This window comes from Paenibacillus hemerocallicola, assembly GCF_006265175.1.
Taxonomy (GTDB): domain Bacteria; phylum Bacillota; class Bacilli; order Paenibacillales; family NBRC-103111; genus Paenibacillus_AB; species Paenibacillus_AB hemerocallicola.
Window position 1 is genome coordinate 120,024 of the sequence record NZ_VDCQ01000017.1, and the last position, 22,760, is coordinate 142,783.

At 57.3% G+C, this 22,760-nt stretch carries 14 protein-coding genes; 3 read left to right on the top strand and 11 right to left on the bottom strand.

The window, feature by feature from the left end:
• The 9 genes from FE784_RS14555 to FE784_RS14595 form a co-directional block, all read right to left on the bottom strand.
• Nucleotides 1-954 carry a carbohydrate ABC transporter permease gene (locus FE784_RS14555; RefSeq protein ID WP_139602932.1) on the bottom strand — a complete coding sequence of 318 codons (954 nt, stop codon included), beginning with the start codon at nucleotides 952-954 and terminating at the stop codon, nucleotides 1-3.
• Nucleotides 951-3,920, bottom strand: a complete 2,970-nt coding sequence (locus FE784_RS14560; RefSeq protein WP_176706221.1) for an extracellular solute-binding protein — start codon at nucleotides 3,918-3,920, stop codon at nucleotides 951-953. The genes FE784_RS14555 and FE784_RS14560 overlap by 4 nt, the downstream gene beginning before the upstream one ends.
• Before the next feature lie 1,402 nt (nucleotides 3,921-5,322).
• Nucleotides 5,323-6,237, bottom strand: coding sequence for a dihydrodipicolinate synthase family protein (locus tag FE784_RS14565; RefSeq protein ID WP_139602934.1), 915 nt, complete (start codon nucleotides 6,235-6,237; stop codon nucleotides 5,323-5,325).
• Nucleotides 6,238-6,274: 37 nt separating this feature from the next.
• A complete protein-coding gene (locus FE784_RS14570; protein ID WP_139602935.1) occupies nucleotides 6,275-7,354 on the bottom strand; it encodes a bifunctional heptose 7-phosphate kinase/heptose 1-phosphate adenyltransferase in 1,080 nt (359 codons plus the stop codon).
• A gap of 56 nt (nucleotides 7,355-7,410) precedes the next feature.
• Nucleotides 7,411-10,632 (bottom strand): alpha-mannosidase, encoded by a 3,222-nt coding sequence (locus tag FE784_RS14575; RefSeq protein ID WP_139602936.1) that lies wholly within the window; start codon nucleotides 10,630-10,632, stop codon nucleotides 7,411-7,413.
• Nucleotides 10,633-10,911: 279 nt separating this feature from the next.
• Nucleotides 10,912-11,112, bottom strand: coding sequence for a twin-arginine translocase TatA/TatE family subunit (locus FE784_RS14580; protein ID WP_139602937.1), 201 nt, complete (start codon nucleotides 11,110-11,112; stop codon nucleotides 10,912-10,914).
• 51 nt (nucleotides 11,113-11,163) lie between these two features.
• The gene (tatC, locus tag FE784_RS14585; RefSeq protein ID WP_139602938.1) at nucleotides 11,164-11,895 is read right to left on the bottom strand and encodes a twin-arginine translocase subunit TatC; all 732 of its coding nucleotides are present in this window, start codon (nucleotides 11,893-11,895) and stop codon (nucleotides 11,164-11,166) included.
• A 35-nt stretch (nucleotides 11,896-11,930) separates the two neighbouring features.
• A complete protein-coding gene (locus FE784_RS14590; protein ID WP_139602939.1) occupies nucleotides 11,931-13,655 on the bottom strand; it encodes a GMC family oxidoreductase in 1,725 nt (574 codons plus the stop codon).
• A gap of 46 nt (nucleotides 13,656-13,701) precedes the next feature.
• The gene (locus FE784_RS14595) at nucleotides 13,702-14,457 is read right to left on the bottom strand and encodes a gluconate 2-dehydrogenase subunit 3 family protein (protein ID WP_139602940.1); all 756 of its coding nucleotides are present in this window, start codon (nucleotides 14,455-14,457) and stop codon (nucleotides 13,702-13,704) included.
• Nucleotides 14,458-14,634: 177 nt separating this feature from the next.
• Here FE784_RS14595 and FE784_RS14600 point away from each other — a divergent pair, with 177 nt between their 5' ends.
• On the top strand, nucleotides 14,635-14,982 hold the full coding sequence (locus FE784_RS14600) for a c-type cytochrome (protein ID WP_139602941.1): 348 nt from the start codon (nucleotides 14,635-14,637) through the stop codon (nucleotides 14,980-14,982).
• Between the two features lie 177 nt (nucleotides 14,983-15,159).
• Here FE784_RS14600 and FE784_RS14605 read toward each other — a convergent pair whose 3' ends face one another.
• On the bottom strand, nucleotides 15,160-16,002 hold the full coding sequence (locus FE784_RS14605) for a 1,4-dihydroxy-6-naphtoate synthase (protein ID WP_139602942.1): 843 nt from the start codon (nucleotides 16,000-16,002) through the stop codon (nucleotides 15,160-15,162).
• The gene (locus tag FE784_RS14610; RefSeq protein WP_139602943.1) at nucleotides 15,999-16,652 is read right to left on the bottom strand and encodes a futalosine hydrolase; all 654 of its coding nucleotides are present in this window, start codon (nucleotides 16,650-16,652) and stop codon (nucleotides 15,999-16,001) included. The genes FE784_RS14605 and FE784_RS14610 overlap by 4 nt, the downstream gene beginning before the upstream one ends.
• 610 nt (nucleotides 16,653-17,262) lie before the next feature.
• Here FE784_RS14610 and FE784_RS14615 point away from each other — a divergent pair.
• Complete coding sequence (locus FE784_RS14615; RefSeq protein WP_139602944.1) at nucleotides 17,263-17,826, top strand: glycerol-3-phosphate responsive antiterminator; 564 nt, start codon at nucleotides 17,263-17,265, stop codon at nucleotides 17,824-17,826.
• A gap of 723 nt (nucleotides 17,827-18,549) precedes the next feature.
• On the top strand, nucleotides 18,550-22,760 hold a 4,211-nt coding region (locus tag FE784_RS14620; RefSeq protein WP_139602945.1), incomplete at its 3' end, for a glycerophosphodiester phosphodiesterase family protein.

Genomic DNA, 22,760 nt, shown 5'->3' on the forward strand with positions numbered 1-22,760 from the left:
TCAGTCCCTTTCCCCGAGTAAATTGAAGATCAGCCGGTTCAGCCCGACCATGAGCAGGAACAGCACGACGGCGATCGCCGCGGCGTAGCCCATCTCGAAGCGGATGAACGCATAGTCGTACAAATGCGTCATAATCGTATGGCCGGCATAGAGCGTGCTCGGGAAGCCGGCCAAGTTCATGCTGATGTCGTACACCTGCAGCGAAGACACGATCGTCAGCACGGCGCCGAACAGCAGTTGCGGCTTGACCGAGGGCAGCGTGATGTACCACAGCTCCTGCCAGCGGTACCGTACGCCGTCGATGACGCCGGCCTCGTACAGCTCGGGCGAGACGTTCGTAAGTCCCGCCAGAAAGGCGAGGAAGCCCGTGCCCATGCTGGTCCAAAGCGCCACGATGACGATGACCGGCATAATCGTGTTCACGTCCTGCAGCCATAGCCACGGCTCGTCGAACAGCCCGAGCTTCATCAGCCAATGGTTGATCAGCCCGTAGCGGTCGCCGGAGAACAGGTACAGCCAGACGACCGACATGGCGACCGAGCTCGTTATGGCCGGCGTGTAAAAGCACAGCGTAAAGAAAAAGCGGTATTTTTGCGGAATGTTGCTGATCAGCCAAGCCAGAATGAACGACATGCAGTAGCCCAGCGGTCCGGTAAATACGGCGAACGTAAGCGTATTGCCGATTGCCTTCAGGAATATGTCGTCATCCAGAAACAGCTGCTTGTAATTTTCCAGACCGACCCACCGCGCAGGCTCCAAAATGTTGTAATACGTCAGGCTCATGCCTGCGGCCGTGAACACCGGAATGACCGTGAATACGAGAAACAGCAGGAAAAAGGGGGCCAGGAACAAAATCGACGTGCGATGCCGGAGCAGCCGGGACCCCCATCCCGTTCCTTTGACCGCCTTTGTTTCTTGCTGCGCCTGTTGCGTGCGAACGGCCGTGTCGCTCATCGTCCTCCCCCTCCCCGGCTCGTCGCGGCCGATTCCGTCTGGTCCAGCTGGAACTCCTTGCGTTTCTTGGCAATTTCCTTATTGATTTCCTTCACGCCGTCCTCCAGCGCTTCCCGGGTGTTTTTGCCGTTCAATACGATCTCGTTCCAGATGTTGTTGATATACCGCGTCGTGTAGTAGTCCCCCGGCACGATTTCCCGCTCCTTGAACCAATCCCACTGCTCCAGGATCGCCTTGATGTCGGCCTGCGGCCACGGCAAGTTTTGCAGCGCCTCCACGTTGGCCGTATTCCACCGCGCTTCGGTGCCCATGATCGCCTCCAGCTCGCTGCCGAAACGCTCCTGCACCGGGGCGCTGGTCCACCATTTGAGAAACTCCCAGGACTCTTCCCGCTTCTTCGTCGTGCTGAAAATGACTCCCGCTTGCGAGGCTCCGCCCATCGAGCGGTCGATGACGCCGTCCGTGCGGCGAATGCCGGGTATCGGCCGCATTTCCCACCAGCCGGTAAGCTCCGGCGCCGCCGTCGACAGCTGCATGTACGTCTGGTAGTCGGCTACGCCGATCGGCATTTCGCCGGTGCGGAACCGGTTATAGAAGCTTGCCTCCTTGCTGATTTTGTAGTTCGTGTAGAAGCCGCTCCACATCTTCATCGCGGACAACGCTTGCGGCGTATCGAGCGCGGATACGCTGCCGTCGCGGTAGAAGTCGCCGCCTAGCTGGAACAGAAACGGCGCGAACTGGGCGGCTGCCCCGGTCGTGTCGTGCGGGTAGTAGAAGTCCATCCCGTTTTGCTGCAGCTTGGGGATGATGTCCATCACTTCCTGCCAAGTCTGAGGTATGCTTTTGATGCCGAGCTCCTCCATAATGTCTTTGCGGTAAAACATCATGTAAAAGTTCTGGTTTTCCGGCAGCGCGTAATTGCCGCCCTGGAACCGGTAAGGGACGAGCGCGCCCGGCCGGTAGCGGGACGCGACCTGCCCGTAGTCGGCGAACTTGCCCAGATCGACCAAGCCGTCGCGCAGCGCGAAATCGATCGGAATACCCGCATCGACACCCAGGGCGACGTCCGGCGCCTTGCCCGACGTCATTGCCAGCATGAACAGATTCATCGAGCCGGTCGGGATAATATTGACCTCCACGTTAATGCCCGTCTTCGCCGTAAAATCGTCGTCGGCCATTTGCTTGATCAGCTGTACCCAATCGCGGCCGCGGGCGACCCATACTTTGAGCGTGTTGCCGTCGTCCTCTCTCGTCGAGCCGATTTTGCGGTAGTCCTTCGTGAACGAGGTGAAAAAGTCGTATACGCCGAGAGCGAATTTCTGAACGGCGCCGGCATTCGCCTCCGGCCATTTGCGGTCCGGCGACTTCACGATCAAATAGTCCAGCTGCAGCTTCTGCTTGTTCATCGAGGTGATCCAGGAGCTGAGCGAAGTTTGCGTCGTGGAGAAGCTGTCGATCCGCTTCGGAATCGTATCCGTCTTGGCCGCCAGATCGATCAGCAGATCGCGCGCCATCAGGATGGAGGCGAGCTCCGTGCTGCCTCTCTCGACCCCGAGCCCGTACATCGTCTCGATCGCGCGGTCCAGATCGCGAGCCATCAGATGCAATCGGGCTACCAGGTTCGGGATGTTTTTCTCCAGCTCCCACTCGCGGTTCGGATCGGGATTCGTTCCCGTAATCATGATGACCTCGCGGTTCAGGTAAGACATCTTGTTCGAGACGTCTTGCATCATTTCAAACACCGGTCCGAGCTGGCCGACCTGAACCTCGAGGCGGAGCCGGCGCTTGCCCTTCTCCAAATAAAATAAGTAAGGGGTTTCCTCGCTCCCGAACCCCTCCACTTGCCAGCCGCTGCCGTACGGGAAGCTTACGCTGTTCATCTCGCGGAACGGAATCGCGCCGTCGATATACAGCGTGCGCTGTACCGGCACCTGATTGAGCCATTTGGCGGCGAAGCGGCTGCCGAGATTGTACAAGCCGGCCTCCGGCACGTCGAGCTCCCATTCGAGCCACTGGCTGCCGTCGCGCCAGGAGCCGCCGCCGATCGTATTCAGCCGGATGACGCTCTTGTCGAACGGCTCGGTCGCCGGCTCCCGATCGTCTACCCGGCGCAGCGTCGGGTCCGACTTGAGCGCGGCATCCTCCGCCTGCACCTTGACGAGCGTGCCGGTCGCCGGCTTATAGCCCTTCTGCCCGTATCCCGCGGATACTTCCGCGTAGCTCGGCAGTACGACGGGCGAATAGACGCGCAGCTCGCCGATCGCGGCCGGCTCGCGGATGTATCCGATGCGAACCGTATGCCTGCCCTTTGTCAAGTAATAGCGGAACGGTTCGGCCACGCGCGCTTCCGGATCGCGGTACTCGCGGAACTGCCAACCGGATACTTCTTCCTGCTTCGGATTGAATTCGTTGCCCATATTGTCATACCAAGGCTCCGCGGTCTCCTTCCACATTCTCGGGAAGACGAGCCGTTTCGTCTGCGAGAACGGGTATGCCCCGTCGATCTGGACGCTTCTCTGGATCGACGAGCCTTTGCCTTCCAGCGCGTAATAGGTCATGCCCATCTGGTAGTAGCCCGGCTCGGCAATGTCGATCTCGTATTCCGCCCATCCGCCTTCGTCGGACAGGGCGACGACGTCTCCGATGCGTCCTTCCGGATCGCTGCGCTTGACCGCGCCCGTCGGGCTGATCGCCTTGTAATCCGCTCCCCGGATGACGAGGCGGATGCCTTTCGTATCCGCGGCCCCGCTTTCGCCAGTCTGCCGGCTATAGGCCGTGTAGGAAGGCTCCAGTCTGGCGCCGCCGCCTGCCAATATGGAGCTTTGATCCACGTCGCTGTACTCGGGAACGGCAGCCATCGCCGTATCGTTGAAGCCCCGCGACCGGCTCCACCAGACGAATGCCGCCAAAAGCATCACGACGACAAGGATGGAAACCGTATATTTGCGAACTAGTTGATTAAGCAAAAACCATTCACCCCCAACAAACCGGCGAGTTATCTTAATGATTAAAATTATAGTCGATCTTCGTTCCGTATGCATGTTAATCCATTGTAAATTTTTGTCGACTGACGTTGCGGCTTTCCGGCGGTTATTATGGCCGACTTGGGAAAGCTGGAGTAGGTTCGGTTTGCTAGGTTTGCTAGACCAAGTCGACTCAAGACATGTCCCGGGTGTTCCCACTAGACCTTTACTCGGCAGCATAGTGTAGCCCGGAAGAATTCGGGTTGCTAGTGCTCAAACGAGCGCTATTCATGCGCTTCAGGAGCTGATTTCGCGAAATAAGGTGTGCTTGAGCCTTATTTCTCCAGTGGGCCCAAAATCGCTCGCTTTCCCTCACCATTTCCGGGTATTTAGTGCTCAAACGAGCGTTATTCATGCGCTTCAGTAGCTGATTTCGCGAAATTAGGTGTGTTTGAGCCTTATTTCTCCAGCGGGGCCCAAATCGCCCGCTTTCCATCACCATTTCCGGGTATTTAGTGCTCAAACGAGCGTTATTCATGCGCTTCAGTAGCTGATTTCGCGAAATAAGGTGTGTTTGAGCCTTATTTTTCCAGCGGGGCCCAAATCGCCCTCTTTCCCTCACTATTTCCGGGTATTTAGTGCTCGAACGAACACTATTCATGCGCGGTAGGAGCTGATTTCGCGAAATAAGGTGTGTTTGAGCCTTATTTCCACCTTGGGACAAGATTCGGACGGTTTTTTCCACCACAATCGGATATAAAGAGTTCAACGAGCACTGTTTGAGCGTAAAACCGGCATTGCGATGGGATGAATGAACCAACTTCTCTATTAGTGAAGCTCAATTCACTAATCGCTTGCGTAATATGCGATTTCGGCGAATAGTGAACCAAATTTCATTGTTACTGAACCAAGTTCAGTAACAATTACTTTAGGTTCTGTAGGATCACTACTCCTTCAATTGCCGGGAATCGGCCCCAATTAGCGCAATGAGGTTCACTAATAAGCAAATTCAGTTCACTATTCGTCAATTTGCGCAAGGTCAGAGCTCATTCGGTTCACTATTCGTCAACTTGCGCAAGGTCAGAGCTCATTCGGTTCACTATTCGCCAACTTGCGCAAGGTCAGAGCTCAGTTCACTATTCGCCAACCGGTGCTAAGTCAGAGCTACTCTGGCGTATCCGGAAATCAACTCGCAATACTCTGACTTAAAGTGATTGTCTAGTCCGCTAGGTCTGATAGCGGCGCGAATACGACCTCCGGTCCAATGCCATATGCCCGTCAACAATTGCAGTTCAGCGGTTCATTCATTTCGCCTACACATACGTGCCGCTGCCGCAAACGCGATTTCCACCTCCGTCACGCAGCGCCGCAGCTCAAGTCAAGTCAAAGTCAAGTCAAAGTCAAGTCAAGTCAAGCCGAGCGCACGCTGCGCCGCTCTCCACCAGATCGCCATCCCTTGGGCGGCGGAGGCGTTCATCCCTTTGGACTTGCGTGTAACCGTCTCCATAGGAATCCCCCGCATGTTTACCAAATGCTTGGCTGTGGCCGGATAGCCTTTGCCCAGCACAGCGTCCAAAAATACGAGCAGCTCGTGAGCGGCTTCCGCGGCTGCGGTATCCCCGTTCGTCTCGGCCCGCCAATAAGCGAGTACCGCATCGACGGCGGCCGATCCGGTCGTAGCCATGATGCCTTGCGCGCCATCCAGCACCGACTCCCGCAAATACGACATGTTTGCCTGAAAGACCAAACTCCCGGTAGCGCTTTCAATTTTGGCGCGAATGCCTTCCGGCGTACAGGTCGTATCCTTGATCCCGACGATGCCGTGCTGCCGGGCAAGCCGGCCGTATACGTCGGAGGCGACATGGCGCGGCGAAGCGAGCGGACATTCGTACAGGAAGACGGGCAGCGGCGACAGCTCCGCCAATCGGGCGAAGTAATGCTCCAGCCTGCTCTGGTCCTCGCCCATATGTCCCGGCGGGATGAGCACGATGCCGGATACTCCGGTCTCCGCCATGCGCGCCAGCTCCTCCTCGTGCTCCCCGGGGTCCTCGTGCACGTTGCCCGTCGCCAGTACGGGCACTCCTCCCGCCCGGGCTGCGGCCCGCCTCGCCAAGTCGAGCCGTTCCCGCATGCTTAACAGCTCCATCTCGCTGCTGCCGCAAACGGCGAATATGCCGTCAGGGCGTTTGGACAGCTGCCAATCGACGTACCGGTCGTATCCGTTCCAGTCTATTTCCTTGTTTTGCAAAAATGGCGTAAGCAGCAGCGCATACACCCCGCGAAACCGCGCCGCCGCCATTAACGAACCATTGCTGGACATGCAACCATCTCCCGTTTCGTATTCCCGCCCGACCCGTTTAAAACGTTTTCTGCATTTTGACGGTTTGGTCGAATCGGATCAATATTTCTTGCGGCGTGGCCGATCCGACGCCGCCCAGCTTGCGCACGGATACCGCGGAAGCCAAATGCGCGAACGCGGCCGCCTCGGGTCCCGGACTTCCCGCGCCCAGCGCGGACAGGAACGCCGCGGAAAACGTATCTCCCGCTCCGACGATATCGATCGGCGGCTCGACGGCCACCGTCGGCACATAGGTGACTTGGCCCCCCTCAAACCAAAGGGCTCCCTTCTCGCCCATCGTCACGCAGCAAGGCGCCTCCGCATTTCTGGCCAAGCGCTGGCCCGCCTTAATAATTTCGTTCTCCGACGACGGATGGTACTTCAAGCTTCCGTAGCACCAGCCCAGCGCCTCGATTTCGTTCGGCTTGACGACAATGCCTTTGTATTTGCCGATATTTTCCCGGCTGTCGACAACGATCCGCTTGCCGAGAGCCGCCCAATAGCGGAGCCGCTCGCGCAGCAGCTGGCCGGTTACGCCGGACTTCAGCTGATCGGTGACGCAGATGACGTCGACCTTCGCCGCCATCTTGTCGAGCTCGGCTACGAGCCGCCGCTGGAGCGCCTCGAAAGGCGCATCCAGGTTAATAAAATCGATGCGCGGCGCCTCCTGCTCGGCATCCTGCAGCCCTCGCAATATCGTTTTGCAGTACGCGGGAGTAACCCGTCCTTTGTCGGCCAATAGGAACGTGTCGTCTATGCCGCGCTGGCCCAACGCTTCCTGCAGCAGCGTTCCTCTCCAATCGTCGCCGACGATGGAGCATAAGCTCACCTCGGCGCAGCCGAGCTGCTTGAAATTGTTCGCCACATTGCCGGCCGCTCCCGGACCGAACGTCTCGCGGATTACCGGCAAATTGTAATGAGGCGTCTCCCGCGACAGCTCGCTGATCGTCATATCGGCATGCCAGTAAACGTCGAGACAGACGTCCCCGAGCACCCCGGCCTTTACGTTCGTGATGCGCTTCAATAGGTCAACGACTTTGTCGCGGGTTAAACCGTTATATTGTGGAACGGAAGATAAACTCAACAATTCTTCTTCCATCGCTCGAATTCTCCCTTCCCACTTTCGTCTGTGCGCGGTTCCCGTACATCCTCGGTTTATTTGCCGTCAACCGCTATGCGGAACGTCTTCAACTCGAAAGGCTTGAAGAACGCTTTGAAGCCGTGCCGTTCATGCGGTATGGCAGCCGGCTCCCGCTCGGACAAATTCACTTCGTCCACGCCGTTCACATTGAAGTGAACATTGAACGACGCTTCTCCTCGTTTGCCGGCATACTCGTAACAGCGAACGATCCATTCGTCCGAATCCTCGGCCTTCTTTACCGTGTCAATCATGATATGATCGCTATCCGTACCGAGCAAGCTCGCGATGGCGGGCAGAAACGCAACCGCAGCATCTGCCGCGCCGGCGGCTCTCTCCCGCAGCGCGCTCGTGACGGCCGGAACGTTGAGCCGGTAAGCTTGACGAACGGTGCCCGCCGCGAACCAATCTCCGTCATGCGGCAGCAGCGCATACGTGAATATATGCTCTCCCTTGTCGCATTCCGGGTCCGGTTTGTTGGACGACTTCAGCAGCGTGATGCGCATGACATTGTCGCGGATGTCGTGACCGTATTTGCAATCGTTCATCAGGCTGACGCCGAAGCCGCGCTCGGACAAATCGACCCACTTGTGGGCGCACGTCTCGAACCGGGCAAAATCCCAGCTCGTATTCCAATGGGTCGGACGCTGGACATGGCCGAACTGGATCTCGTACGTAGCCGCAGTTGCCCGGACGTCTACCGGGAAGGCCACCTTGAGCAGCGTCTCCCGCTCCTGCCAGTCGACCCAGGTCGAGAAATCGATACGCGGATCGTTCACGTACAAAATCATATCCTGGCGAATCGTCGTCTTCCCATATTGCCAGTGGAAATGCACGACCGCCCGCAGCGGACCGTTCTCGACGATCTCGATCGCTCTCGCATCGGTTACGTGCCGTACCTTGTCATAGTAGAAAATATCGATCTCCCAGTTGTCGTGGTTGACCGGCTTATCCTCATGCACGTCGAAACGGTTGGCGGTTTCGCCCGGAGCGATAACTTCGCGCGCGGTGCGCTTGTCGAACAGGCGGGTAAGCTGACCGGCCTCGTTCCATTCGATCTCGTAGAACGGCGTCGACGCGCCTCGCTCTCCGAATACGATCGCGGGCACCGGCGCCGCCACGGTCTCTTTCCCGACGGCTTCCTCCATCAAAACGGTCGTATAGCCCATCGCCGGAATGCCGGTAACGTACAACTGCAGCCGGTCTCCATCATCCAAGCCGCTTACGCGCTCGGCCGTCAGCGTATTGCCCGACGCGTCTACCCAGCGCATGCCGGAAAATCGGGCTTCCCACGGCAGTTGGATCAGCTCGTCGCGGGTCCAGGGCAGCGAGTTGAATACGAGCCAGCCCTCGCGGCCGTCCGTATCCACGAACGAAGACAACTGCGCCAAGCTGTCGGTCAACGCCGATTGCGCCAACTGCTCCGCCTCCGCATATTCGGTACGGCAGTCCTCATATACGGCCGTAATCGAGGAGCCCGGCAAAATATCGTGGAACTGATTGCGCAGCACGATTTTCCAGCTGTCGTACAGCCGCTTGGACGGATAAGCCGCGAATCCGGCCAGCGGACTTCCGAAGCTGGCCGCCGCCTCCGCGTCGCGCAGCAGAAACTCCATACGCCGGTTCATCCGCTTCACGTAGCCCTGCGACGTATACGTCCCGCGATGAAGCTCCAAATACAGCTCGCCGTCCCATCTATGCACGTAACGGTCCGTATTCGTCACCGTCTGCTCGAGATTGCGGAAAAACTCGTCGGCACGCCCCGCAGTCGCCTTGGGCAGACCCGGCATATGCTCGAGCCTGCGGCGCATTTCCAGCATCGTCCGCGTCGGACCGCCGCCTCCGTCGCCCCAGCCGTAGGAGAGCAGCAGTTCCGAATCGTTGATTTCCTTATCGCGATAATTGTTCCAGATACCCGCCAACGTCGCCGGGACCACCTGCCCGTTGTAGGTGTAGAACCGCGTGAACGGGCTGTCGGCCAAATCCGGATCGGGCGTCGTAATGTAATGGGTCATAATTTCCGTACCGTCGATGCCTCGCCAGAAAAACGTATCGTGAGGGAAACGATTGTATACGTTCCAGCTGATCTTGGTCGTCATGAAGTAACGCAGTCCGCTTTTGCGCAAAATTTGCGGCAGCGCCCAGCTGTAGCCGAATACGTCGGGCAGCCATAAATATTCGCAGCCGACGCCGAACGTGTTCTCGAAGTAGCGCATGCCGTACAGCAGCTGGCGTACGAGCGACTCGCCGGAAGGAATGTTGCAGTCCGATTCGAGCCACATCGCGCCGCCCGCCTCCCAGCGGCCTTCCTTGACGCGTTCTTGGATGCCTGCGAAAATTTCCGGATAGTCGTGCTGAATGTATTCGTACAGCTGAGGCTGCGTCTGGAGGAACACGTAATCCGGGAACTGCTCCATCAGGCGCAGAACGGTAGAGAACGAACGGGCCGCCTTCTCCCTCGTATGCTTGAGCTGCCACAGCCAGGCGACGTCGATGTGCGTATGGCCGATGCACCGTACCGTGAGCGGCTGGAACTTCGGCAGCGCCTCCAGCTCCTCCTTCAGCTTCCCGTTCGCCTCGCGAACGCTCGCATAGAACGCTTCGTCGCCCGGCACCCGCCAGTCGAGCAGATGAAGCGACCGATCAAGCGCTTTCAACAACGCCTGCTTTTCCCAGCTGTTGTCGTGCAGCACCTTGATCGTGTACCATACCGCGAGCGCCGTGTAATACAAATCGTCCGTTTCCGTCTCCAGCAGCGCGAGTCCCGACATCGACAGCTCGTGCTCCAGCTCCGTTTTCAAGCCCGATTCCCCGTTTAACCCGGTCCATATTTTAAAGAGCAGCCCGACCTTTTGCCCGACGAGCGTCTCCGGAAAAAATACTTCCTTGTGGTTGCTGCCGACTCCCTGATACGGCGAGCCATTGACATACAGCAGCGATTCGAAGCCGGAATTGTGCCCCGCCCCGGTTTTGCCGAAGTCGAACAGCCCTACGACCTTGCGTCCCGACCACTCCGCGGGAATGTCGACCTCGGCCTTCAGCCAGGCGATCAGATCGTAGCCCTTCCACCGGTCGCCGACCGATATCGTTCCCCATTCGGCTTGCTCGGACGGCATCGCGCCGATCTCCGCGGTTTTGTCGATCCAGAAGCCGTAGGAGGACAGCTCCCGATACTCGACGTAGCGGTGCTTCTCCAGCTGTGCAATGCGTTTCCAACATTTCTCGAAAGTTAAGAGCATGGGAATCCTCCTGCTTGAACGTTTTGGATAGGTTCGGACGCTTTTAGTCGAATACGAGTATGCAGGCCTAAGTCCGATCTATTCGATTAATTAATTTAATGATAAAGTTAATACCGATTTTTGTAAAGTGTTTTTTGATTTGCGGCGGCAAATCGACGGCTGCTTAAAAATCGCACGGCCCGCGGAGCGGCAAAAACCCCCGAACGACCCGGCGGGGTTCGAGGGTTCCTCCGGATTAGTCTCCGGTCGCTCCGCCATCGTTTCGGCGGCCGTTATACGCTAGTTTATCCGTTTTACTTCGCCGGTCGAATTGGAATCCGCCGGCTCGCTGTCGTCTACGATGCCGCGGGTGGAATTGCGGAACTCGCGCAGCGTGTCACCGAAAGCCCGACCCAGCTGCGGCAGCTTGGCCGGACCGAATACGACCAGCGCTATAGCCAAGATGATGATCAAGCCGGATACGCCGATATTGTTGAACATGCGATCACTCTCCTTTCCTGAAAAAGTATTTTCTACAGTACTGCGCCTCTCTTATTTCTGGGGCAACAAGCCGTGGTCCATCGTACGCCATTGTCTCGCCGATACGATCACGCTGATCTCGAACAGCAAAATCAAAGGAATCGTCACCGACAGATGGGAAACGAAGTCGGGTGGCGATATGCATGAGCCGACGATCGCAAGACCGAGGTAAGCGAATTTGCGCGCCTTCTTCAGCCGTTCCGGAGATAGCAGGCCGATCCGGGTCAGAAACAATATGACGACCGGCAACTCGAACGCGACCGCCATCGGGAATACGACGCTGAACAGAAACGAGAAGTAGCGGTCGATTCCGTACGTTTCCACGGCGCCGATCGTCCGGTTCATTTTCTCCATAAACCGCACCATCATCGGGAACACGACGAAATAGCTGAACGACGCGCCTCCCAGAAACAGCACAAACGAAACCGGCACGTACGGAAGCGTCCCCCTCGCCTCCTCCTCCGTCAGCCCCGGGCGGACGAACGCCCATATTTGGTACAGCAGCACGGGCAGCGTGAACAGCACGGCGACCAGCAAAGCGCACTTCATGTAAATGAACAACCCGTCGGTAAACGAGAACACGTTCCACTCGATGCTCGCCGCGGCTGGCTGCGATTTGATGAGAAGCAGCAGACGGGGCGATATGTACAAGCCCGCGCAAAGCATGGCGAAAAACCATCCGAATACGATCAGGAGCCTTTTGCGCACTTCGGTCAAATGATAGATCAGCTCTTCCTGCTCCATGCTTAGTCCAGCTCACTTTCCGCAGCAGGGCGGAATTAGACGACCATCCCGCTGCCCTGCTTCAAATATTTCACGATGCCGTCTACGGCCCGATATGCGAGTGCGCCGACCACCCCAGTCGGATTGTAGCCGCTGTTATGGGCGAATGCCGATGCGCCGACGACAAACACGTTTTCGGAATCCCACATTTGAAGATACGAATTGACGGCTGACGTCGACGGGTCCGCCCCCATGACCGCCCCGCCCGTATTATGGGTCGATTGGTACGGCACAATGTTGTACGGATTGAGCTGATCGCTCGAGCCTATCTTCGTTGCCCCCATTTCCTTCATGATCTCGGACGTTTTGCCGGACATGAATTTGACCAACTGGCGGTCCTGCTCCTCAAAGTCGAACGTAATTCTCATGAGGGGAAGTCCGTAAACGTCTTTGTACGTCGGATCCAAATCCACATAGTGGTGTCTCCATGGCATGTTGGAGCCTTGCGACGCAACCGTCAGCGCCCGGTAAGCGTACTTGAGCGACGTCTGCTTAAACTCCTTGCCCCACGCCGGCGTTCCGGCCGGCACCGAATTGGTCGCGATCGGGCGCTGTCCGGTCTGGAAGAGACGGATGCCCGAACCGTGGATGAACTGGACACCGCTGTGGTCGAAATTGTCCCCGTTGAAATCCGGGATTTCCATTCCGAGCGATCCGGCTCCGGCGTATGTGTTGAATTGCTTGTCGTCGAAAAAGCCCGTCGCCGCTCCGCCGCCGACCTGGTACGCATAGTTTCGGCCGACGACTCCTTTGCCCGTGGCCGGATCGTACGGAGTGCCTAGCTTGGACGTCAGCATCAGCCTTATATTGCTGAACAGGTAACCGGCCAGTATGACCACGTCGGCCGGCTGCTCGAACTGCTCGCCCGTTACCGTATTGACGTATACGACGCCTCCGGCCTTTTTGCCGTCGTTCAACACCTGGACCACATTGGAGTAGCTTCGGAGCTCGAAGTTGCCGGTCTGCTGGGCGACCGGCAGCACGGTTACGACCGAATCGGCCTTGGCGCCGTATTCGCAGCCGAACCGTTCGCAATAGCCGCAGTATTGACAGGCCGCGCGCGTGATGCCGTCCGGGTTCGTATATTGCTCCGACAAATTGGCGGAAGGCGTCATGTACGGATGGTATCCGAGCTTTTTGGTCGCCGCTTCGAACATTTTGATCGCCGGCGTCTTGATCATTTCCTTGGTCGGGAACGGGCTGGACCGTTTGCCGACCAGGCCTTCGGGAGCCTCGCCGCCGGATATGCCCGCCATCTTTTCAAACTTGTCGAAGTACGGCTCCAGCTCGTCGTAGGTAACGCCCCAGTCCTGAATCGTCATGCCGTCGGGAATTTTCCCTTTTCCATACCGTTCTACCGTCTTGCTGTATATTTCAAAATCGTAAGGGAGAAACCGGTACGTCTGACCGTTCCAGTGAACGCTTGCGCCGCCGAGCCCTTCTCCCAGCAGAAACGAGCCGTGCTCGCGCATCGGCAGTGCGGTCATCTTCTCGGTGTTGCGGAACGTAATCGTTTCTTTGGACAAATCCTGCATCAAATCCAGACGCTGGGCATAGCGCAGCTCGTCGTGGGCCATATAGTAGTCTTTCGTGCTTCTGGGCTTGCCGCGCTCGAGACCGACCACCTTGACGCCCTGCTTCGCCAGCTCGGCCGCAATAATGCCGCCGACCCAGCCCATTCCGACGATGACTACCGGCACTTTAGGCAATTTCGTAGCCATGTAATTCCTCCTGCTCTTTGGTTGGTATGTTGTTCAGCGGTTTCAATTAATGCGCGGCGAAATGATCATGCAGGCTTCGCGGCTCGATCACGACAAACTCGTCCTTCTCCATAATGCTCGTATAGCTCATCTGATTGCCGGGATATTGGCGCATTTTCCAGCCCATCATATTTTTATTGCCGCCATACACGGGATCGCAGTATACGCCCTCCATCGTCATGCTCCGCAGAAGGTTGAAAAACGATTTTCCCGTAACTCCGGTTACGACCGTAATATCGCCTTTTTGCATGGAGGTGAGGATGGCGTCCCGTTCTTCGTCGGTAATTTCCGTAAATCCCTTCTGATGCTTCCTGTTGCTCTCGTCATCCATAGCCTGCAAGCCCATCGTGAACAATTCGTGGCGCTGAATGCTTTGGTAGTCGCCCTGCGTCGCTTCGCTGTGGCCGAACGGACCCATCCGGTATTCCCGTACGTTGTTGCCATACTGACCGGCAAGCTGATGGTCGATGTAGAAAGCCACGCCCAGCTCCGTCGCCCCGGGTCCAAGCTCGTCCTTCGGAAAAATGCGTTCGGCGGCCGCTTCCGTAATTTGCAGTTGAGCTTGGTTGAAAAACATGACCGCTTCGTTGTAATTCGCTGCAGGAGGCTGTTTTTCCACGGGCGCCGGCTCTCCCGCCTTGTTGCCCCCGATGTTGCAACCGGCGATGACGCCGGTTACGACCGCTCCGCCGATCGCCGCTCCCGAATATTTCAGGAATCTGCGCCGGGAGTTGCTTTGCCGTTGTTCGGATTGTTCTGTCATAATCGCTGCTCCTCGGTTTGTATTCATGTTGTCCAGCTTCCATTATGTTGAACTTCCCGATCTCATATTATGCAAAATTGGAAATGCGATCGGAGATCGATGGATGCATGAAACTCAGTCGCGGAGGAAACGCTATGCTCAGATTGCCTATAGCCTGTCAGAAGGAGCGTTCACGCGATGCGAAAATCACTCTTATGCTTGTCCTTGCTGCTCGCCGTAAGCCTTTCCGCTTGCGGCAAAAGCAAAACACCCGAAACGAATCAAGGCACGGGGGGCACTGCCGGCGGAGGCGGCACCGCAACCGTAGATGCGGCGGCCATCTATAAGCAAAACTGCACGAGCTGCCACGGGGTCAATCTGGAAGGCGGCGGGGCGCCGAAGCTGCAAAACGTAGGGGCCAAATATTCGAAGGACCAGATCGCCGGCATCGTTTCGAACGGCAAAGGAGCAATGCCCAGCTTTAAAGGAAGACTTTCCGATGCGGACATCAACGGTCTTGCCGACTGGCTTGCCGCAAAAAAATAAGCCGGAATGAACGAAAAAAAGCAGGCTGTCGGAAACCCCGACAGCCTGCTTTTTTTCGTTCGAGTTTAGCTACTACAAAAATCCTGTACCTGCTGTTGCCTATTAGCATGTTAGTACTGGTCAGCCACTGAGTGAACCAAATTTCAACTAATGTCGATCGCGGCCGTCAAGAAACAATCATTTCCGCAGAGCGGACAGATCTATATCCGGGACAAGCCCTTCCTTCGCAGCGCGGCCAAGGAGCGCTTCCACGGCGGCATAACCGGCTTCGCCCAAATCGGCGGTAAAATCGTTCACATACAAGTCGATGTGGGCTTTCGCCACCTCCGGGTTCATCTCTTGCGCATGATGAAGTACATAGTCCCGGGAGGCCTGCGGGTCAGCCCACGCATATTGGACCGATTCGCGCGTCCAGCGCGCTATCGCTTCCAGGTCCATCGTCCTGCGGGCGACGATCGCCCCGAGCGGTATCGGCAGTCCGGTGTCGGACTCCCACCAGCTTCCCATATCCGCAAGCAGGGTCAGCCCATAGTTCGGATAAGTGAAGCGCGCTTCATGGATGACCAATCCGGCATCAATCGCTCCGTCGCGTACGGCGGGCATAATCTCGTGGAACGGCATCACTACGATCTCGCCCACGCCTCCCGGTACTTGCCCGGCAACCCACAGCCGGAACAGCAAGTAGGCGGTCGATCTCTCGCTCGGCACCGCTACCCGTTTGCCGGACAACGCCGCAGCGCCTTTAACCGCGGCCTCGCCGTCGTTCGTCAGGACGAGCGGGCCGCAGCCTCTGCCGAGAGCCCCTCCGCACGGCACCAGCGCATAATCCGACAACACCCAAGGCAGAGCCGCGTACGAAATCTTGAGCACATCCGGACCTTTCCCGCTCGCCGCGAGATTGTTCGTTATATCGATATCCGCGTACATGACGTCGAGCTTGGGCGCACCGGGCACTAGCCCGTGGACCCAGGCATGAAATACGAATGTGTCGTTCGGACACGGGGAAAAAGCGATATTCATTCCAGCACCTCCACGAATATGGGACCGGCCGCTTCAAGCAGCTCCAGCGCCTCGCGTATTTTCCAAGCCGCGCGGTCGCGGGGGCCGACCGGATTAGAAACGGCACGAATTTCAATAACGGGGACGCTGCCAAGCCGTGCGGCCGTAGCCACGCCGAAGCCTTCCATTCCTTCGGCAGCTGCGCCTTCCACGCGTCCGGCGAGCGCGGCCGCGGTAGCAGCCGAGCCCGTGGCGGTCGATACGGTAAGGACCGGACCGCAGCTTACCGGCAAGCCGGCCTCGCGCAGAGCGGCGGTTACTTTTTCCGCCAGGGCCGCATCGACGGCAACGCGGGCGGAGCCGAACCCGAGCTCGTCCACGCTCGTAAAGCCTTCCGGCGTTTCGACGCCCAAATCGGCCGCGACGATCTCGCTCGACACGACGAGCGTCCCGACGTCGGCTCGTCCGCCGAAGCCGCCGGCGATCCCCGCGCTCACGACCAGACCGTACTCCCCTCCCGCCAACGCCGCCGCCGTATTGGCCGCCGCCGCGGCCGGGCCTACCCCGGCAAGCCGAACGTCGAATCGGGCGTCGCCGCCAAGCCCGCGCAGCACCGCGTCCCTCTCGGCCGCCACCGCGGTCATCACGAGCACGCGATTCCTCTTCAGCATGTGAGTATTCTCCTTTTCTCTCTTTTCCTTTATCTTATTCCGGGTACTCCGAGCGCTGCGATTGTCTCTCCCTCTCGAGTTACGTTATTTAAGTTGAGCTAGAGTTTCAATTGCTCTTCATCGTTTCTCAGTTCATCTCCTATAACTGCAAAAGAGCATGTAGTTTTGCATCAAGAAGGCCTCTCTAGACCCTCTACCTGCAAAACTGCAGGTAGATTTCCCGAAATATTCGTTTCGAATGGTGAAGCTGGGCAGTTACCTGCACTTTTACAGGCAAAACGACTATAATCGCAATTTTAGCATCAAAAAGCTGCACTTTTGCATTTAGATAAAGCCAACTCCTGCTTATCTAGGACCATTTCGTAACGGAGTACCCGAACTCGCTTGCAAGCAATTCCGTTCGTCCGTTGCCCTCGGGTGTTCAAGGTTGTTTTATCAGGTATAGCTACTAATTTATTTTAAACGATTATGTCAGCAAGAGAAAGTTTTCGAACAATCGTTTGCTTCCTTCCGTTAACACTCCGCTTACAATCATCCGGTATGCTGGATGAACGGGACAAGGCGTCTGGCCGGGTACCGCAATAGCCGGGATAAAGGGGACTGTAGCAGCATGTCGCGAGAGCTGGAGCATTATTGGGGACCGGAAAGAAAAATCGCCGCAGTTCGCAAGCCGGAGGATTTGCAGGCGGCGCTGCGCAACGGCTGGCCGGTCGTGTTTTTGCTGATCGGGGATTTGTTTACCGCCGAACGTTATGTCGCCGAAGCGCTGCGGGCCGGCAAAAAAGTGTTTCTCCACGTCGATTTCATTACCGGGCTTGGCGGGGATCCGATCGTGATCAAATACATCGCGGAGCGGATCAAGCCGACCGGGATCATCTCGACGAAAAGCCATTTCGTCAAGCACGCCAAAAAGCAAGGCTTGCTTGCCATCCAGCGCTTGTTCATTATCGATACGTCCGCGCTCGAGCAAGGAATTCACAATATCCGCCAAAGCGAGCCGGATGCGATCGAGATTATGCCCGGCCTTCTCTCGCGGGTTATTACCGAGCTGCGCGACAGCGTACCGACGCCGATTATCGCGGGCGGGCTGATCAAGGACAAAGCCGAAATCGAGACGGCTCTCCGTGCGGGAGCGGCGGCGGTATCTATGGGCAACCGTTTGCTGTGGACCTAGTATCGGTTCCAGAGTCCGTTCCCTTCGTTGAAATCCGTGTTGAGGAATTGACGGTCGAGACCATTGGCCATGAAGGGTACGAATGAGCGGAACGGTGTTCTGTTACCCAGTTCCAGAAGCTCGTGCCCTATCAGGAAGCGGAACAAAAAGTTCCTCTATTGCTCTCCATGGCACCGAAATAGGGGCGTAACGGAACAAAAAGTTCCTTTATTGCTCTCCATGGTACGGAAATAGGAGCGTAACGGAACAAATCGTTCCTCTATTCCGTCCGGAAACCCGGTTTACAGCCTGCTTTTCGGCCAATAGCGGAACTTTTCGTTCCGTTTGGGCCTTCTCACTCGTCTTCACGGCTTCATAAAGGAACGATTTGTTCCCCCGTCGCCGAATAGGCTCATCGTTCCTAACCCCGATCGTATGCGCTTTGTATAGAGACGAAGTAAAGTGAAGTATGTAAAGTGGTCCATGAGTGCAGTGCGGCAAGTGACTTCCCCATTTACAATATCTTCATCCCGGGTTGATGTCCGTTTAACAATCGGCTGGTAAAGTGGAGCTAGGATGGACAACCGAATAGTCAAGGGTACGAGACGAGGAGAATGCCCTTTTATGTGTCGATGACGGAAGAGCCTTATGATGGCGCGCCGCTTCCATTGCCGATGCGTAGAAGGGCTTTTTGGCGTTCTCGGCCGCTTGGCCGATCCATCGACGGAAAGGATAGGTGTTCCCATGAAAAAAACTTCGAAGCTGTTGTCCGTAGTCGTGAGCGCCACGATGCTGTGCGGACTGCTGCCGGCGTATCCGTCTTCTACGCAGGCTGCCGCCGCGGAAACGGGCCGAAAATCCCTCGAGGTAAGGAAAACGCTGAATGCCCCGGTCATCGACGGCAAGCTGGACGATTCCGTATGGACCATAGACCAGCCGCTCAATGCCCATGTCGGGGAAGGACCGTTTCAGGCATCCAAATTCGGCCTGCTATGGGACAATCAATATTTGTACGTCGGCATCAAGGCGGAAGACGCCACTCCGGTGCAGGACAAGCCGGGCTACTGGTTCGACCAGGACAACATCAATCTGTTTTTCGACCCGACCCTTCATCGGTCCGCGCCGTACGCCAAAGAAGATATGCAAGCGGGCTTCGTGTTCAAGCAGGACTCCGCGACGCCGGAATTCCATTTCGGAGCGGCGCTCGGCAACCATGCCGGCAAAGACGAGAAAAGCATTTTGCGGGCGATCGGCAAAACCGATACCGGCTGGATGCTCGAAACCGCCATTCCTTGGGACATGCTTGGCTTCAATCCGTTGCTTATGAAGGAGCTCGGTCTCGAAATCGGGGTGACGGACCGTTACGGCGACGAAGCGGCCAGTCAACGCTCCGGCTTCTGGAGCGCGTATAACACCACCTCGTTCTGGAATGATACAAGCGGCTTCGGCACAATCGTGCTCAGCGACGGCAACCCGGTTACGAGCGCTACGAATTCCGTGCTGCTCGAAGAAAACTTCGAGAGCACCCCGAACGGTTCGCTCCCGCACGGCTGGATTTCGGACGTAAACGCGGGAAGCAATCCGTTCACCGTACTGCGCGATACATACGGGAATGCGAGAGCGGTTTTCGACGGTAAAGCGTCGGGCAAGCAGGCCCGGGCCACGGCCCCCGTGCAGTGGGACAATTACGCGATCGAAGCGGATGTGCGGTTCGAAAGCGTGCTCGATTCCGGCAGATGGGCTTCCCTCCTGTTCCGCGGAGCGGCAGGCGGAAAAAACCCTTACAATCAGATGGCGATCCGTCAAAGAGGGACCTATGAGGTAGCCCTGCGCAAGCCGGACAACAATTGGTCCGTCATGGCGAGCGGAGAATGGAAGCCGCTTGCGCTGAATGCGGATTATACAATGAAAGTTCGCGTATTCGACAACAATGTGAAGGAATACATCAAAGCGAAAAACGATCCCGGCTATACGCAGCTCATCGACAAAAGCTTTACGAAGGATTTGCTCGAACGGGGTAAAATCGGCTTTCAGGGCGATCAAAGCAAAGTCTCGTTCGACAACCTGAAGGTGACGCGGATTACAGCCGACCGGCTCGACCTCTCCGTTCCCGCCTCTCTGGAAGCATTGACCGGACCGGTCAGTGTCACGGGCAGCGTCTATTTCTCGGACGGCCTCACCGAGCAGGTGGCGGCGGACCGGATGAAGGTGTATTCGACCGACGAAAGCGTCGTGAAGATCATCGACAATCAGCTGTATCCGATCAAGGCGGGCAGCGCGACGATCAAGGCCGTATTCGCCAACGCCGAAGCATCCCGCACCGTTGCCGTTACCCCATCGGCTACGGGAGCCAAAGTCGTCAAGCTGGAGCACGACCCAGGCTATGCGCTAGCCGTGACCGGGACGCCGATCGGGTTGGACGCTTTGTCGTTCCGTACCGAGCGGAGCGACTTTACGACGGGTACGATCCGGGGCGATCAATTGACCTGGAGCACGGAGAACGGAGACGTAACAATTGCAAACGGAAGCATGACCGTCAATCGGAAGGGCGTCCATACGGTTACAGCCCAAATCGATAATGCGACCGTCAAGCTGCTCGTCGTGGCCAAAACCCCCGCGGATTCCGAGTACGTCCTGTACGAGGAAAATTTCGACGGCATCGCGGAAGGCTCGTTGCCCGAGGGCTGGTCGCGGAAGGAAGGCTCGACGGCAAGCGCGGCTGCCGTGCGATCCGGTGCTTTCGAAATCAATGCATCGGCATCTCCCGACAATCCGTCCCGCGTGCTGCTGCCGGAATACTTGCAGCTGTTCGGCGATTACAAGATCGAGGCCGATGTGACCCATCTGTCCGCCAACGACAATGCAAGATGGCATTCCATCATGTTCCGGATTCAAAACAACGATTATCCTTACTACCAAATGGCCGTCCGCAAAGACGCCACCGCTTCGAACGGGATCGAATTCGCGGAAAGGACTCCCTCGAACGCCTGGAACGTCATCGACAAAGGCGCCTACGGCGAAGCGATCGATTCGGCGAAGCTTTACCGCTACACGATCAAAGCTCGAGGCAATCGCGTACAGGAATGGATCGGCGACAAGCTCGTCGTCGATACCGATGCGGCCGGAGCTTACCTCAACGGACGGATCGGCCTCCAGGCCAACGGCAGCAAGATGCAGATAGACAACCTGCGCGTTACGCTTCAACAGGAGGCGCTGCCGCCGATGCCAGCCGACCGGTTCGTGAACGTGTACGAGCCGGAAACGAAAATCGCCATGGGTCCTTCGGTGGTGACCGAACTGACAGGGAGCGATCAACTTGCCGCTCTTGGCGGACCGGCTACGCCAGCTACCGTCATCCTGCATGTCAACGATGATTTGAAAGTCACCGATCCGGCCGGGAACGTCATCGCGGACGCGGAAACGGTGCTCGGCGCCATCGATACGCGAATCATTCCCGCTTTCCATGTCGGCAGCGAGCTTGCCGCGGATCGGGTTGTCCAGCTGGTCCAAACGAAAGGAATCGAGGACGCCTTCATCGTTTCCGACAACGGAGAACTGGTGAAACGAGTCAGAGCGGCTTACCCGATGCTTCGCGGGGTGCTCGACTTCCGGAAGAAGACGGTCACGAAAGACGACCTGCTGGAGGTACGCCGGCAAACGACGCTCAGCTCTGCCAAAATCGCCCTTCTTCCGCAATCGGCGGCGACGGCGGACAACGTGTCTTACCTTCAGCAGAGGACGGTCGTCGTCTGGACCGGCGAAGCAACCGGTGCCGTTCCCAATGGCGTCACGCTGCACAAGCTGATCACCTCGGGGACCAACGGCATCGTGACCGGCTCGCCCGCTGCCGCCTTCGAAGCGCTCAAGGTGTACAACCATGCTACGACGCTCATCCGCAAGCCGTTTATTATCGGGCACCGCGGAATGCCGGCGACATCGCCGGAGAACACGATCGAGAGCAATCTTTTGGCTTATGAAAGCGGAGCGGACTTTATCGAAAACGACATGTACGTTACGAAAGACGACCATCTCGTCATCATCCACGATTCGGTGCTGCAAAACACGACGAACGGCACCGGCAACGTCGAGGATTTTACGCTCGAGGAGATCAAGAGGCTGAATGCGAACAAGCCTTATCCGAACGGCTATCCGGATGTCAAAGTGCCGACCATGGACGAGCAGCTCGACTTGGCGCGGGAAAAAGGCATCATGGTATACGCCGAAATCAAAACGGGCACCCCGAGAGCCGTCGACGTGCTCGTGAATCTGATCAAGGAGAAAAACGCCGAGGATCTCGTGAACATCATGTCGTTCTCGACGGAGCAATTAAAGCGTTTCGCGGCGCAAATGCCGGAAATTCCGCTCGGACTTCTGGTCGGCAGCCCCGGCTCCGATACGGACGCGAACGTAGGCAAATCGCTGCGGGATATGCTCCGGACGACACAAAACCAAAACGCGACTTATAATGCGGGCTATTATAATATGGGCCAGCGCTTCATGGAAGCTTCCAAGCACCGCGGCATCCTCATATCGCCGTGGACGATCAACAACAAAGCCGATTTTACGACGTTTTTCCTGCGGGGCGCATTCGGCATTACGACGGATTACGCCTATTATTCCGCCGACTGGAACGCTTCGCTCAAAGCGGAAAAAGATGCGTATACGTTGTCCAAGGGCGACAGCGCAACGCTTTCGGCTATCGCGGAATCGTTCAAGCGCGTCAAAACGGGAGTAACGCCCGATATCGTCTGGCTGGACGGCCAGGAGCTGTTCGAGACGAACGGGAATACCGTAACGGCCAAAACATCCGGTACGGCTCATGCGCTTCTCCGATTCACAACCGTAATCGATGGCGCCAACCCATACGACTTGTACACCCAGCCCGTAACGATCGAGGTGAAGGGCAGCGATAATGGCGGCGGCAACAACGGCGGCGGCAACAACGGCGGCGGCAA